Raw genomic sequence first — 14054 nt, 5'->3', positions numbered from 1 at the left:
TTACTCATTGCTGATCTCGACAAATGGTGAAAGCACTTCGAGCAGCGAAAGGCCGCCATGTGTCAGCGTCGGGTAGCCGCCTTGGCTGCGCCATTTCCAGCGGCCAAGCGCCAACAGGTGTGTGCCGCGCGGGTTGTCCATCTGGAGTGACACGGGCGGCACGAAGGGCCCGGTATCGCCGGCCCCCGTCTTGCTGCGCCCGCTGGCGAAGGTCTTTTTGAGAAACTGAGCGACTTCGCCCTGCGCGTCGTGGAAGTGCCCCGTCGCGGCGTAGCCATGATCGGAGGTGATGACCAGCCTGCGCCCCGTCGCCAGGCGCTCGACAAAGGCCCAGAAGTCATCGCTGCCGAGTTGCTCGGCCACGTCGCGGATCAGCACGTCGAGACCTTGGCCCGCCCCGTCGCTGGCGTGAAGCTTGTTGTCGGGCCAGTGGTGCCAGAACACCCAGTTCGGCGAACCATCCACCAGATTTTCGCAATCCTTCCACGGTATATCGACAGATTCGGTGTGCGCCGGTTGCAGCCGGTGGGTCAGGCCGCCCCGGTTGCCTCCCAGCTGACTGCGGTCGCTCAAACCCAGTGCGCGCGCGAATTCATGGGTTGTCGCAGGCAGTTCGGACGCATTGGCTTCGACGCCGTGCAAAGTGAATCCGCGTTCCCTGGCGCCCTGCACCAGCCAGGGCAGTTCGCGCAATGACAGGCCGTCAAGGATCAGCACCGCTTTCGCGGTGTAGGGTTCGGCCCACCAGCGTGCGAGCCGGTCCGAGGTGCGTTCGACGCTGTCGCCAAGGGCCTGCCACAGATCCCACCCGACGGACGACAGGAAGTGATCGAGTGCACCTATCTCCCGGTCACGCTGGACGACCTCACTGGGCGCATTGCCGGCAGTCAATGGCTTGGACGCCATGCCGATGGCGGTGTCGATGAGGATGCGCCATGCATCCTTGGCAGAGCCTTTGGTCAGGTTGCGCAGTACCTCGGCGTCGAGTGCCATCAGCTGTCCTCCTTTTCAAGGCTTAGCGCGAAGGTCATGCCATCGGGCAGTTTCCTGAGCAAGTCCTTGAGTTGGGCACCGTTGGCCGCCAACACCTTGATCGAGACCTCGGCGAGCTGTGTGGCGGGGCCTATGCGCCAGTCTTCGAGCTTGCCGATCAGGTTCAGTGCTGAGGTGGATGGGTTGCTCAGCGGGATGCGCGGTTTGCCGCCAGCGCCCGTCGAGCCGTCATCAAAGATGCTGCCTCCGGCCCGGGGCGTAGCGTCGTCAGAGCGTGTGTCGGTGCCCGCAGGAGGCGCTGTGCGACCGTCGGCCGAGGCGCCAGCGTCTCCGCCAACGGGCGGGGGGGATGCAGGATGCGTTGTGCCGCCGGTGCTTGGCACTGCCGAGGGCTTCATCAGAAACACCTCGTTGAGCAGGCGTCCGGTATGGGGAAGCTTGGAGCGCAGCCGTCTCCAGGCTGCGTCCTCGTTCTCGTCTTCTCCGGGCCGGGTCTGCAAGTGCTCCATGTCGCGCACGCGGATGACGATCCTGCCCTGCGCGCACAGGCGCAGGATGCGCTCCTTCATCGCGGTCTCGCCAAGCCAGGGGATGCAGTCCTGGCCCGCCGGGCGAGGCTCTTGCAGTTCGCGCAGCAGCTTGCCGAGCGAAGCGTGTTCGGCGGCTGCCTGGAGCACCAGCTCTTGAAAGTCCTCGGGAACGAACAAGTCGTTGAGCAGCGTTTCTTCGATGTCCTCAGGGATTTGCGCGCCCTGCTTTTTCAGGCCTTCGACGCTGAATACGCACTGGCTCGGGTCGGAAAAGTCCCAGCGGCGCAGCACGGCGAATTGGTCAAAGCGCTTCTTCAGGACATCGCGCAGCGCAGCCTGGAACTCGGTGTGCAGTTTCTTGTACTCGGGGTTTTGGCCGCTCCATTCCTGCGCCTTCATTGCGGAGCGGGCCAGGATCAGCAGATCACGGTCCAGGAACATGTTCGGTGATTCCGATCGCGGCAGCAGGAAGCGGATGGTGTTGCGGCGCTTTTGCAGATGCTCTTTGAGCCAGCGGCCAAGGCGTTGGTTTGTGGTGTCGGGTCTTTCCGGCAGCACCAGGATGGGCAGACGCTCGTCCCAATGCTCTGGCTGCTCGGCCCGGTCCAGGGTGGACCACGGATCGGTTTGCCAGGATTTCGGCAGTGCGATCACACGAAAGGTCCGGACCACTTCGTCGGTACCGCCGATGACGTAGCGAATCTGCTGGGCCAGCTGGATTTGGTCGGAACCGTCGGCAAACAGCTTGTCGTTGCGCGCGCAGGCCTTCAGCTTGGCACGGGGGTTTTCCTCTTCGCAGAAGATTAGCCGGGGGCCATTTTGGTGGATGTTGAAGCTGTTTTCGACGATGGTCGCGAGTTCGACCTGGAACGCGTTGTCGTCAACCGCTGCGCTGCGGGTGATATCGACCTGGAGCGTCGCGGCCTCGGCTCCGGCGAGGTTTCCGACGGCAATGGAGCGCAACCACAGCGCACCCACGAGCTCCTGAAGATGGGGTGCGAGCTTGGCGTGGTCGGCCACGGCCTCAGTGACAGAGAGGCCGTTGTGCTGGGCCTTCTCCCGCAAGCTGCGGTGGTGCTCGTTGGCGACCGAATCGAGTAATGCGCCAATACCCGAAGCATCGTTATCCAGCCGGAAGTCCGCCGCCGTAAGCACCGGAGTCATCTCGCCACGGCTCTTGTAGAGGTTGGCCAGAATGCGGATCATGTCGCGCGTTTCCTGCGCGTCGGTCGCGACCAGCACCTGCTCTTCGAGCAGTCGCAGCAGGTGCGGGGCGTAGGGCCAGGATTCGGTGAATTCCTTGCGCTGGCGATCCTGCTCGGACGACGGCACATCCAGTAGACGAAAATACTCGGCAACATGCGTGGCGACAAGCGACTCGATGCGGGCCGGATCCATCTGCATCCGGTTGTCAAACAGGCGGTGCAACAGCATCCGCCGGCGGTCGAGCTGGATGCGCTCGGCGTTGCCGCCCGCCTTGAAGTCGATGGCGACCGGATTGACGCGGTGCACCTGCTGGTAGGCGTCGCTGCTGCCGTTGCGAACCGAAATCACCAGCACCAGCAGGTCCGGCCGCTCCTTGGCGATCTCCGAGAGGGTCTGGATGAAGTTGAACGCCCAGTTCCTCCAAGGGGACTGCGTGGTGTTTTTCAGGCCGTCGTACCACGTCTGGAATTCGTCCAGGAGCAGCATCGTCGGGCTGTGTTGCAGCAGTTCGAGGATCAGCTGGTCGGATGGAATATCGGTCTTGGCCGTCCCCATTCCCTCCCACTTGCCCTTGATGTAGGTGCCGTGAGGGTGGCGCTCGAACAGCAAGTCCCACAGGAACTTGTGGCGTTGGCGATGCAGGCTCTCGCCAATCACCAGCAGTCCGTCGCGCAGGGCGATCTTGCCGGCACCGGGGTCATCCAGTCGGGCCGACCACGCATCGAGCCAGGCCCTTGTCGATGCCGCATCGTTGACCGCGTGGTAGAGCGCGGCCATCAGATGTGATTTGCCCAGCCCGCGCTCGCCGATCACCACCACCGGGCGACCTTGCCCGGGACCAATGGCCTCGATGCCCTTGAGCAGGTCATGCGTCGGGTACGTGATCTTCAGGAACTGGTCCGCTGCAATTTGCGTTGCGCCGGTGTTCGATCCGTTGGACAGTTCGATGGCTGTCCCCTTGAGGCGCCGATCCTGAAATTCTTCTCGCAGAGTCAGTTCCAGCATTACGCGCGCTTCCCTTTGTCAGATAGGTTCTTGCCCGCCACGTCCTCGTCCTCGTCCTGTCCGGGGTCGAGCGCTTGCCTCGACTGCTGCTTGATCCAGCAATCGATGTCCACGCGCGAGAAGCGCCATGCCCCGCCCACCTTGAAGGCCGGGAGCTTCTTGGCGGCCGCGAGCCGGTAGATCGTTCGTTGCGTGACCCTCAGGTAGTCGGCGACCTGTCCGACGGTGAGGATTTCGCCCTCGCTGGTACTTGTGGGCATGGGGATGGCCAAATTTTGGCAAACGGCGACAGGATAATGCAAAATTTTCAATCCACGCGGAAACTCGTCCGATCCCGCCGGGCGAGCGCTTTGCGGACGGGTTGACTGACCGGGTGGCCGTGGTGCCTGGGCGAGCGCCGGTGTCCGGTCTGCCTTGGGTGATTGCAAGCAGCGCAACGTCAGCAGGAAACTTCACACGGACACGCACACAATGCTTGCTACACTGCTGGCGCGGGTTTTTACTGGATCGGGAGCTCGTCATGGCGGGCGTTGGCGGCGGCGTGGGCCCTGCTGGACGGGCTTGCCAACGGTGGCTGCGAATGCGCCTTGGTGCATCCGCGACCCGATGATGGAACATGTCAACCACCACCCCGAGGAGGAAAATTCCTCGGCTTGCAAGGAGATCGCAATGAAAGCGAACGTGAATTTGCTGGACTGCAGCCGGGAGCCCTCGGACGAGCAGTTGGAGGATTTGATGCGTGACGTGGCGGCAGAGGCTCGCGCCAAGGCCACCCTCGCAAACACCGCGCTGCGCAACACCCTCGCCGCGCAAACCGCCGAGGTGCGTGCGCGCTACCACCTCCCGGTGCCGCGTGCGGTCGCTTTGGCCGCCCGGTGACGAAGCCGCGTCCCACCCTCATCGTCGTCGCCGGACCGAATGGCTCCGGCAAGACCTCGCTGACCACCAAGGTCTTGCAGCACCAGTGGATCGAGGGCTGCATCTACATCAACCCCGACAACATTGCCCGCGATGTGTTCGGGGACTGGAATTCCGTTGAATCCGTCATGGCTGCGGCCAAGTATGCAGAGGCCGAGCGCGAGCGCTGCCTGCATGAGCGGGAAAGCATGGCCTTCGAGAGCGTGCTCTCGGCACCGGACAAGATCGACTTCATCCAACGGGCGAAGGATGCAGGCTACTTCGTCCGGATCTTCTTCGTCGGCACCGACCACCCGTCCATCAACGCAGCGCGTGTGTCCCTGCGCGTGATGGAGGGCGGGCACGACGTTCCCATCTCGAAGATCATCTCGCGCTACTCCAAGTCGATTGCCAACTGTGCGGCGGCGGCTGCGTTCGTCGATCGGGCGTACATCTACGACAACTCGGTCGATGGCGAAGAGCCCAGGCTGCTTTTCCGGACGGTGGAGGGCGAGATCGTGAAGGTCTACAACGCGATCCATGGCTGGGCACAGTTCATTGTGGAGACGCTGCCGCACGGGCAGGAGCCGTCCCATGCGCAGGAGTGCGACCATGGCGTCGATTGAGACCCCCTTGCCTCGGGGGCCTTCGGCGATCCTCAGGCCGATTCCCGAACCACCAGCCTGTGGGGCAGGATGCGGTGCCCGACGATCTGCCCCTCCATCTGTCCCAGCAGCATCACGACGGCCGCGGCGCCCAGATCCTGCATGGGTTGCCCGACCGTCGTGAGGGCCGGCTCGAATACCTCGGCGATGGGCACGTCGTCGAAGCCGACGACGGCAGTGTCTTCCGGGACCCGTCGGCCGGCCCGGCGCAAACCCTTGATCACCCCGATGGCCAATGTGTCCGAGACCGCGAATACGGCGGTCGGTGGCGTGACCAGCGATAGCAGCGCCGCTGCGGCCAGGCTGCCCGCGGCGTAGCTGTTCGTGCCGGTGGTTCGTATCCGTTCGGTTTCGACGGCAATGTCCGCCCGCCGCAGGGCCAATTCGTAGCCCTCGCGCCGCTGCCGGGCGTAGAGAAAGCGTTCGTCGCTGTTCACGAGCGCGATCCGGCGGTGGCCGCGGTTGAGCAGGTACTGCACGGCGTCGGTGGCGGCTTGGCGGTGGTCGATGCTGACGTGGGGGATGCTCATCTCATCCGGTTGGAACTCGGAGCAATGGACCCAGGGCCGGCCTTCTGCCGCCTTCGCCCACGCGGCGCGCTCGTGCACCGGGACCAGATTGATGACGCCGTCGGGCAGGCCGCTTTGCAGCACTTGCAGCGATGCCTCATCGTTCGCCGAGCCTTCCAAGTCCACGGGCAGCACCGTGTATCCCCTTTGTCGCGCGACCGACACGGCGCCGCGCACGATTTCGGCGTAGTAGGGGTTGGCAAAGTCCGGCACGAGCATGAGCAGCACCCCGCTGCGGCCCGTGCTCAGCCCGCGTCCGAACGGGTTGGCGCGGTAGTCCAGCGCTTGCACTGCGGCTTGCACGCGCAGCCGTGTCTCTGCGGAGACGGGCTTGCTGCCGGTGAGCACCCGCGAAACGGTGGCAATGGAAACCCCGGCCTGGTGGGCGACTGCGTTGATCGAGGGTTTGGTACTCATGGAGGCGGGCTGGCTTCGCGGTTGCGCCACTTTTTCTGCAAAGGAAAACGGTTTCCTCATTGTCGCCTGTTCCAGGGAAAGCACTAATGGATACAGGTGGGAAAACGTTTATCTTTTGTTACCTGATTCAAACAAAAAGCGACGCGCAGCCAGGGCGAAAAAAGGCCCCATCCGGCGCATCGACCCGGAGCCAGGATAAGGAGACAAACTTGAAAACGACCCCCATCTTTCCCTCTGCGGCCTGCATTCGAAGGGCCGTGCCCTGGGTCGCGCTCGTGCTGGCTTGCAGCGCCCGGGCCGGCGAGTCGGTGGAGGTCATGCACTGGTGGACCAGCGGCGGGGAGACGGCCGCCGTCGGCAAGTTCAAGGAAGCGCTCAGCGTGCGGGGCGTGGAATGGAAGGATTTGGCCGTCGGGGGCGCTGACAACCAGCGCACGCTGCTGAAGACGCGGGTCGGCAAAGGCAGTCCGCCCGACGCGGCGCAGATCAATTCGGACGTCCGGGCCTACGCCGCAAACCCCGGCAACTTGGCGAATCTGAACGACGTTGCGGCGAAGGGCGGGTGGGACGACGCACTGCCGGCGCCCGTGCAGCGCTACGCGAAGCTGGGCGGCAAGAACTACGTGGCCGTGCCGGTGAACGTCCACCGAAACAATGTGATGTGGATCAGCGCCGCCGGCCTGAAGAAGATCGGCGCGTCGGCTCCGCCCAAGACGTGGGACGAGTTCTTCGCGATGGCCGAGAAGGCGCGCGCTGCCGGAATGATTCCGCTGGCGATGGCCGAGGACTCCTGGGTGAACTTCATGTTCATGCAGGTGGCCTACGGCACGATGCACACGGACGCTTTCCGCAAGGCGTTCTACGACGCCGACGAGGCCGCCCTCAAGGGCCCCGGAATGGTCCAGGCGTTCGAGGTGATGCGCAAGGCGCGCGGCTACTCGGACCGCGGCGCAGCCACGCGCAGGTGGAACGAGGCCACGCAGATGGTGATTCAGGGAAAGGCCCTCGCGCAGGTGAACGGCGACTGGGTCAAGGGCGAGTTCACGCTGGCGGGCAAGAAGCCGAACGTCGATTACTTCTGCATTCCGGTGCCGGGAAGCGGGAGTGGCCACGTCTTCAGCAGCGATGCCTTCATGTTCTTCAGAAACGCCAAGTCGCCATCCGCGCAGGTCGCGCTGGCCGAGACGCTGATGGACAAGGACGCGCAGGTCGCATTCAGCCTCATCAAGGGCTCGGTGCCCGTGCGCATGGACGCCGACGTGTCGGGCTTCGACGCGTGCGCCCGCCAGTCGTACGCGGACTTTGTCGCGGGGAACAAGGACGGCACGCTCGCGGCGGCGCCGTCGATGCTGCAAACCCCTGCGCGCATCGCCGCTTGGCGCGACGTCGTGCTCGCCTTCTGGAACGACGACAGCATGACCGCGCAGCAGGCAGCGAACCGCATGCTGGCCGCCGCGCGCGCCAACTGAGACGCCGGGCAACCCACGCCGCGATCGGGGGCACAGGGCCATGGATTCGAGCGTTGCAGCAACGCGGCCGCCAGCGCGCCGCACGGGACCCGAGGCCGCGGCCAGCGCGCCGGCTTCGGGGGCCCATGCGCCGCCCGGGGGGGAGCGTTGGCTGCCGCAGTTGTTGATCTCCCCGGCCTTCCTCGTGAGCCTGCTTTTCTTCTACGGCTTGGCGCTGTGGGTCGTGCTCGTTTCGTTCGTCGATTCCGAGGGCTTCATCCAATACAAATGGGTCGGCCTGCGGCAGTATCAGCGCCTGTGGGCCGACGAAAACTGGTGGCTTGCGCTGTGGAACCTGCTGCGCTACCTGCCCATCGTCGTCGGCGCTTCATTGGTGCTGGGTTGCGTGCTCGCCATCTTGTTGGACCAGAAGGTGCGGTTCGAAGGCGGGTTCCGCACGCTGTACTTGTACCCGCTGGCGCTGAGCTGGATCGTGAGCGGAACGATCTGGCGCTGGCTCCTGTCGCCCGACCTGGGGGTGGAGGCGTGGTTGCACGGCCTCGGGTGGCAGGGCGCGGTCTTCGACTGGATCGTGCGGCCGGACCGGGCCATCTTCGCCATGTCGGCGGTCGCGGTATGGCACGCAACGGGCTTCGTGATGGCGATGTTCATCGCCGGGCTGCGTGCCGTGGACGACTCGGTTTTCAAGGCCGCGATGATCGACGGCGCGAGCCTGCCACGCATCTACTGGCGCATCGTCCTGCCCACGCTGCGCCCGACCGTTTTCAGTGCCGTGCTCATCTTGTTGCCGGCGGCGCTGAAGACCTTTGACCTGGTGGTGGTGCTGACCCAGGGCGGCCCCGGACAGGCGACCGTCCTGCCGGCCTTCTACATGTTCGATCGCTTCTTTCGCCGCGATCAGATGGGGTTGGCGGCGGCGTCGGGGTCGATCATCCTGATGATGAGCATCGCGATCGCGGTGCCGTACATCGTGCGCGAACTTCGCCGGCCGCGCCATGATTGATTTGCCAGGCCGCCCGCGCGCCGCATCGCGCCTGGCCATTTATGGGGCGCTGATTCTGGCCACGCTGTTCTTCGCATTGCCGGCGTGGTTCGCGCTCATCAACTCGCTCAAGCCGTTGCAGGAGATCCAGGCGGGCAACGTGCTGGGGCTGCCTGCGCGCTGGACGGTCGAGCCCTGGATCGCAGCCTGGTCCACCGCGTGTACCGGGGCCCCGGCGTGCGCGGGGCTGGCGCGCTACTTCGTCCATTCGCTGATGGTGGCGATTCCCGCCACGGTGATCTCCACCCTCTGGGGGTGCTTCAACGGCTACCTGCTCGCGAAGTGGCGCTTTCGCGGCAGCGACGCGGTGCTGTTCGTGCTGATGTTCGGCAGCTTCGTGCCGGGAGTCCTGTTCGTGTTTCCGCTGTCGATCATCTTCGCGCGCTTGCAGCTGGCGCATTCCCTGGTCGGATTGGTGGTGGTGCACACGCTCTACAGCCTGCCCATCGCACTTTTCTTCCGCAACTACTTCGTCGGATTTCCGGGTGACCTGATCAAGGCGGCGCGCATCGATGGCGCGGGGCTGTGGGTGATCTTCCGGCGCATCGTGCTGCCCACGGCGAAACCGATCCTCGTGGTCGTGGCCATCATGCAGTTCACGTCGATCTGGAACGACTTCCAGTTCGCGCTGGTGTTGGCACCGTCGGACCAGCAACTCGTGACCGTGGGCCTGAACAACCTCACCAACGTGCAGGAGGACGTGGCGCACCACAACACCTACATGGCTGCGGCGCTCATCGCCGGCCTGCCCCCGCTGCTGATCTACATCGCGGCGGGCAAATACTTCGTGCGCGGTCTGGTGAGCGGCGCCGTCAAGGGGTAGATGCATGGCCAGCCTGCGCATTCGCAACGTCTGCAAGCACTATGGCCGCGTGCCGGTGCTCAACGGCATCGACATCGACGTCGCCGACGGCGAGTTCCTGATCCTCGTCGGTCCCTCGGGCTGCGGCAAATCCACGCTGCTGAACATGATCGCCGGGCTGGAGAGCACCGTGGAGGGGCAGATCATCATCGGCGACCGCGTCGTCAACGGCGTGAGCCCCAAGGATCGCGACATCGCGATGGTGTTCCAGTCCTACGCGCTGTACCCCAGCATGACGGTGCGCGAGAACATCGAATTCGCCATGGAGATGCGCAAGGTCCCGCGCGCCGAGCGCGCGTGCGTGGTGGCGCGCGTGGCCAAGGTGTTGCAGATCGAGGCGCTTCTGGAGCGGCGGCCGGCGCAGCTGTCGGGCGGGCAGCGGCAGCGCGTGGCGATGGGGCGTGCCCTGGCGCGCAACCCGCGCGTGTTCCTGTTCGACGAGCCCCTGTCCAACCTCGACGCCAAGCTGCGCGTGGAGATGCGCGCCGAGATCAAGTCGCTGCACCAGCGGCTGCGCGCGACCATCGTCTACGTCACGCACGATCAGGTCGAGGCCATGACCCTGGGTGACCGCATCGCGGTGATGCGCGACGGCCAGGTCCAGCAGTTGGGAACGCCCGAGGAAATCTATGAGCGGCCGGCCAACCTCTACGTCGCCGGCTTCATTGGCGCGCCGACGATGAATCTCTTGCCCGCCACGCTCGACACCGCGGATGGACGCTGGGAGGTGTCCCTGCAAACCGCTGCGGGCAGCGTCCGGCTGACCCTGGGGCCCGCGACGCAAGCCGAATGGCACGGGCGCCCGGCGATCCTCGGCCTGCGGCCCGAGCACTTCACCGAGGTCGATGCCGGCACGCCCGGAGCGCTGCCCGTCCGCTTGAACCTGCTCGAGCCCACCGGGGCCGACACCTTTGCCTTCGCCGAAATCAACGGCCTGCGCGCTGGCTTGCGCCTGGCGCCGCGCCATGGCCGCCGCGTCGGTGACACGGTCTGGTTGCGCCCGGACGGCGTATCGGCTTGCCTCTTCGACCCTGCGAGCGAACGGCGCATCACGCCGTAGCCGTAGCACGCAGGACCCTTCCACCCGTTCGACCGCTCCCCTTCCTCCCGGCTCCTCCCATGACTACAACTCCTCTGCCCCTCTCCATCCAGATCTACAGCCTGCGCAACGCGGGCCATTTCGAGCACCAACTCGATATCGTTGCCGCGGCCGGTTTCCGGCAGGTGGAGCTCACGGGAGCCCATCTCGACGACGCCAGCGGCACCCGCGCGAAGCTCGGCGCGCGAGGACTCAGCGCGTCGTCCAGCCACGTGGACATGACGGCGCTGCGCGAGCGCTTCGACGCGGTGGCCGCCGCGTGCAAGACGATCGGCTTCAACCATTTGTTCATGCCCGCGGTACCGCCGGCCGAGCGCGACGGGGATGCACCGTATTGGCAGGCACTGGGGCGCGAGCTCGGCGGGTACGCGCAGCGCTTTGCCGCGCATGGCATCGCGTTCGGCTACCACAACCACCATTGGGAGCTCAAGCCCAAGGGGGGTGGCAGCACGGCGCTGGAACTGCTCTTCGCCGCGGCCGGCGATGCGCCGTTGGGCTGGCAGGTGGACGTCGCGTGGCTCGTGCGCGGGGGCGCCGACCCGTTGGTTTGGCTGCGCCGTTACGCAGAGCGCGTCGTCTCGGCGCACGCCAAGGACCTGGCGCCTGCCGGCGAGAAGCTCGACGAGGACGGCTGGACCGACATCGGCAGCGGCACCATGGATTGGCGGATTCTCTCTGCGGCGTGCCGTGCCGCCGGGGTGCATTGCCTCGTGGCCGAGCACGACAACCCGCGCGACCCGGCCCGGTTCGCGCGCAACGCCTACGCCTACCTCGACAACCTCAAGGCCTGACGACATGCAACCCGTGAACATCGGCATCATCGGATGCGGCAATATCAGCGATACCTACTTCAACGGCGCAAAGGGATCGGACCTCGTCCGGGTCAAGGCCTGCGCCGACCTGCGCACCGAGGCCGCGCAGGCCAAGGCGCTCCAGCATGGCGTCTGCGCCATGTCGGTCCAGGCCCTGCTCGACGACCCCGACATAGAGATCGTCGTGAACCTCACCGTGCCGCAGGCGCACGCGCCGGTCAGCGAGCAGATTCTTGCGGCCGGCAAGCACGTCTACCTCGAAAAACCGCTGGCCAGCGACTTCGGTGCGGCGCAGCGCCTGCTCGCCCATGCCGCCACGCGCGGATTGCGCGTCGGCTGCGCTCCGGACACCTTCCTCGGTGCAGGGCACCAGGCCTGCCGCGCCGCGATCGACGCCGGACGCATCGGCAGGCCGATTGGCGGCTCCGTCGCGATGCTCTCGCGCGGCATGGAGTCCTGGCACCCGAACCCGGAGTTCTTCTTCAAGCCCGGTGGGGGACCCATGCATGACGTGGGCGTGTATTACGTGACGCAGCTTGTGAACCTGCTCGGTCCGGTCGCGCGCGTCAGCGGCTGCGCGAGCGTCGGTCTGCCGCAGCGCACGGTCGGCAGCGAGCCGCTGCGCGGCCAGGTGATCGACGTGGAGGTGCCGACCACGGTGAACGGCGTGCTGGAGTTCGTCAACGGTGCGAACGTGGCGATGAGCGTTTCCTGGGACGTCTGGGCGCACCAGCGCGCTCCCATTGAAATCTACGGCACCGAAGGCAGCCTGCTGGGCGTCGATCCGAACTGGTTCGGCGGCACGCCCCGCCTGAGCGAGCGCGGGGGACCCTGGCAGCCGATGGACATCAGCGCCCATCCTTTTGGCGTGGAGAACTACACGCCGAACGCCGGTGCGCGGGTCGCGAACTACCGCGGCGTCGGACTGACCGAGATGGTATTGGCGATGCACCGGGGCCGACCGCATCGCGCCTGTGGCGCGCTGGCGTTGCACGTGCTGGAGGTCCTCGATGCCTTCGGGCGCTCGTCGGGCAATGGACGCCATCTGGGCATCGAATGCAAGATCGACCGGCCCGAGCCGGTCCCCACCGGGGCCGACGAGAACGTGTTTCTCTGACCCGGGCCAGCGAAGCTGCCGGGTAACCGGTTGGCTAAGGAGTAATTTTCACCCTGACGTTTTGCACTATTTTTGATTCCTCGACGCCGCTTTGCGGATCCTTGTACCTGACGGTGAACCGGTACATATTCTCTGGAATATCGGACGCTGAAGTCAAAAACCTGCATTGGATCCTGCTTGCGGTACGCGAGAGAATATTCATTTGATATGAATTTCCGAATTTGATGGAGGTTATTTGATCGAGGTTTTGCCCCATAATGGAAAAACGGAAACCGGCGGCCTGGACATCCGCTTTGGAAACCATGGTGGGAGTGCAACTGCTGATGCTGAACGTTTTGGTCTGAGAATTTGGCTCGAGCGTGATCTGAAGCGTGTTGGTCACAGTCATCGGTTTTCCCTTGTAGGTAGCCGAAAGTGTGAGAGTCGCTTCTTCCTTGGCCGTCACTTCGAGCGAAGAAGGCACGCTACAGTTAATGCTGCCCTCGGTTTCGGAATCACCATTGACAGTGCCGTGGCTAACCTCCGCAGTGCCTCCACCTGCTGCATCGATCTGTATATCTCCAATACGCACGTCGTCCCAACTGGCGGTAGCAACGTCTTTGGAAACTTCCAATTTGAAAGAATCACCCGGCGAGAGATCATCCGGTGCAACGGAAAGCAGTTCCAATTTCAGCGTGGGAATTTTTTCCTCGATGTTTATGATGATCGGTACGAGAAAACTATCATGATAAGCTAGATCGTTCAGTATTACTCGATATTTCCCGAAAACTGATACGTCGCTTCCCCGGATCACCACTGAGCAATTTGTAGGGGTATCACCGATGACAGTTGCGTCTACTGGCGAAGGACCCACCAAGGTGCAGCTTGTGGATACCTTGTCAAGACCGGTTCCTGCCACCGATAGTTGGGCGCTGGATTGCGCGTCCAATTCAATGGAGGTTGGGGTAATGGAATCTACGGAAAACGGCGATTTGTCGTCTTCTATTTCAACATCGATGGAAAAGTTATTCAGCGTTTGGAATACATGTCCATCGGACAATATTTTAAAGCTGACGATGGCTGATTGGGTGGGACCAGGTAAATTGTGGAAACTTTGTGGCACGAAAAAACTGAAAACCCAACTGGTCGATTCAAAACTCTTTTGATAATTGGTGACGGTATGCTCGTCACCATTTACCACAAGCTTCAGATCAAATATTCCTGCTCTGGTATGAAACACCCCGGGAATAGGGCGTACATAAACCATTCCTTCGCCCCCGATTTTCAAAGTAGCGGGCAGGACGAACATGATGTCTATGTTTGGCATGTGGTTTCTCAGGGTTTGGGCCTGAGCGTGACCTCAAGCGGGTTGGTAACGATCACCGATCTTCC

13 protein-coding genes are annotated in these 14054 nt (G+C 64.0%); 8 read left to right on the top strand and 5 right to left on the bottom strand.

All coding sequences use genetic code 11. The annotated features are described in order from the left end of the window. Genes D5041_RS01110 through D5041_RS01100 form a run of 3 tightly spaced genes read right to left on the bottom strand, consistent with a single transcriptional unit; the run spans position 1 to position 3994 of the window. Positions 1-993 (bottom strand): hypothetical protein, encoded by a 993-nt coding sequence (locus D5041_RS01110; protein WP_265283656.1) that lies wholly within the window; start codon positions 991-993, stop codon positions 1-3. Continuing rightward, positions 993-3734, bottom strand: a complete 2742-nt coding sequence (locus D5041_RS01105) for a DUF499 family protein (RefSeq protein ID WP_265283655.1) — start codon at positions 3732-3734, stop codon at positions 993-995. Before D5041_RS01105 ends, D5041_RS01110 begins: the two co-directional genes overlap by 1 nt. Then, positions 3734-3994: a helix-turn-helix domain-containing protein gene (locus D5041_RS01100; RefSeq protein WP_265283654.1), complete on the bottom strand. Its 261-nt coding sequence runs from the start codon at positions 3992-3994 to the stop codon at positions 3734-3736. The genes D5041_RS01105 and D5041_RS01100 overlap by 1 nt, the downstream gene beginning before the upstream one ends. A gap of 409 nt (positions 3995-4403) precedes the next feature. On the opposite strand from D5041_RS01100, the gene D5041_RS01095 reads away from it, so the two are divergent. Both D5041_RS01095 and D5041_RS01090 read left to right on the top strand, forming a co-directional pair. Continuing rightward, positions 4404-4613 carry a hypothetical protein gene (locus tag D5041_RS01095; protein WP_169315424.1) on the top strand — a complete coding sequence of 70 codons (210 nt, stop codon included), beginning with the start codon at positions 4404-4406 and terminating at the stop codon, positions 4611-4613. Then, positions 4610-5257, top strand: coding sequence for an ATPase (locus tag D5041_RS01090; RefSeq protein ID WP_265283653.1), 648 nt, complete (start codon positions 4610-4612; stop codon positions 5255-5257). The genes D5041_RS01095 and D5041_RS01090 overlap by 4 nt, the downstream gene beginning before the upstream one ends. A gap of 32 nt (positions 5258-5289) precedes the next feature. Here the strand turns inward: D5041_RS01090 and D5041_RS01085 are convergent, their stop codons facing one another. Next, complete coding sequence (locus D5041_RS01085; protein WP_029554570.1) at positions 5290-6282, bottom strand: LacI family DNA-binding transcriptional regulator; 993 nt, start codon at positions 6280-6282, stop codon at positions 5290-5292. A 209-nt stretch (positions 6283-6491) separates the two neighbouring features. Here D5041_RS01085 and D5041_RS01080 point away from each other — a divergent pair, with 209 nt between their 5' ends. The 6 genes from D5041_RS01080 (at position 6492) to D5041_RS01055 (ending at position 12683) form a co-directional block, all read left to right on the top strand. Next, the gene (locus D5041_RS01080; protein WP_265283651.1) at positions 6492-7751 is read left to right on the top strand and encodes an ABC transporter substrate-binding protein; all 1260 of its coding nucleotides are present in this window, start codon (positions 6492-6494) and stop codon (positions 7749-7751) included. 163 nt (positions 7752-7914) lie between these two features. Continuing rightward, the gene (locus D5041_RS01075; RefSeq protein ID WP_010100188.1) at positions 7915-8754 is read left to right on the top strand and encodes a carbohydrate ABC transporter permease; all 840 of its coding nucleotides are present in this window, start codon (positions 7915-7917) and stop codon (positions 8752-8754) included. Next, positions 8747-9616, top strand: a complete 870-nt coding sequence (locus tag D5041_RS01070) for a carbohydrate ABC transporter permease (protein ID WP_265283649.1) — start codon at positions 8747-8749, stop codon at positions 9614-9616. Before D5041_RS01075 ends, D5041_RS01070 begins: the two co-directional genes overlap by 8 nt. A gap of 4 nt (positions 9617-9620) precedes the next feature. After that, a complete protein-coding gene (locus D5041_RS01065; protein ID WP_265283648.1) occupies positions 9621-10715 on the top strand; it encodes an ABC transporter ATP-binding protein in 1095 nt (364 codons plus the stop codon). A gap of 59 nt (positions 10716-10774) precedes the next feature. After that, positions 10775-11545, top strand: a complete 771-nt coding sequence (locus D5041_RS01060; protein WP_265282014.1) for a sugar phosphate isomerase/epimerase family protein — start codon at positions 10775-10777, stop codon at positions 11543-11545. A gap of 4 nt (positions 11546-11549) precedes the next feature. Next, positions 11550-12683 carry a Gfo/Idh/MocA family protein gene (locus D5041_RS01055; RefSeq protein WP_265283647.1) on the top strand — a complete coding sequence of 378 codons (1134 nt, stop codon included), beginning with the start codon at positions 11550-11552 and terminating at the stop codon, positions 12681-12683. A gap of 34 nt (positions 12684-12717) precedes the next feature. On the opposite strand, the gene D5041_RS01050 is transcribed toward D5041_RS01055, so the two are convergent. Next, a complete protein-coding gene (locus tag D5041_RS01050; protein WP_265283645.1) occupies positions 12718-13989 on the bottom strand; it encodes a hypothetical protein in 1272 nt (423 codons plus the stop codon). Positions 13990-14054 lie beyond the last annotated feature (65 nt).

Origin of the sequence: Verminephrobacter aporrectodeae subsp. tuberculatae (assembly GCF_026127385.1) — a bacterium.
GTDB lineage: Bacteria > Pseudomonadota > Gammaproteobacteria > Burkholderiales > Burkholderiaceae_C > Acidovorax > Acidovorax aporrectodeae.
The sequence above is the reverse complement of the archived record's forward strand: the minus strand, read 5'-3'. Positions and strand labels throughout refer to the sequence as shown.

What these genes read in the sequence shown, in the direction of transcription:
- D5041_RS01110 (WP_265283656.1), bottom strand. Translation starts at nt 993, where the DNA reads ATGGCACTCGACGCCGAGGTACTGCGCAACCTGACCAAAGGCTCTGCC.
- D5041_RS01105 (WP_265283655.1), bottom strand. Translation starts at nt 3,734, where the DNA reads ATGCTGGAACTGACTCTGCGAGAAGAATTTCAGGATCGGCGCCTCAAG.
- D5041_RS01100 (WP_265283654.1), bottom strand. Translation starts at nt 3,994, where the DNA reads ATGCCCACAAGTACCAGCGAGGGCGAAATCCTCACCGTCGGACAGGTC.
- D5041_RS01095 (WP_169315424.1), top strand. Translation starts at nt 4,404, where the DNA reads ATGAAAGCGAACGTGAATTTGCTGGACTGCAGCCGGGAGCCCTCGGAC.
- D5041_RS01085 (WP_029554570.1), bottom strand. Translation starts at nt 6,282, where the DNA reads ATGAGTACCAAACCCTCGATCAACGCAGTCGCCCACCAGGCCGGGGTT.
- D5041_RS01070 (WP_265283649.1), top strand. Translation starts at nt 8,747, where the DNA reads ATGATTGATTTGCCAGGCCGCCCGCGCGCCGCATCGCGCCTGGCCATT.
- D5041_RS01065 (WP_265283648.1), top strand. Translation starts at nt 9,621, where the DNA reads ATGGCCAGCCTGCGCATTCGCAACGTCTGCAAGCACTATGGCCGCGTG.
- D5041_RS01060 (WP_265282014.1), top strand. Translation starts at nt 10,775, where the DNA reads ATGACTACAACTCCTCTGCCCCTCTCCATCCAGATCTACAGCCTGCGC.
- D5041_RS01055 (WP_265283647.1), top strand. Translation starts at nt 11,550, where the DNA reads ATGCAACCCGTGAACATCGGCATCATCGGATGCGGCAATATCAGCGAT.
- D5041_RS01050 (WP_265283645.1), bottom strand. Translation starts at nt 13,989, where the DNA reads ATGCCAAACATAGACATCATGTTCGTCCTGCCCGCTACTTTGAAAATC.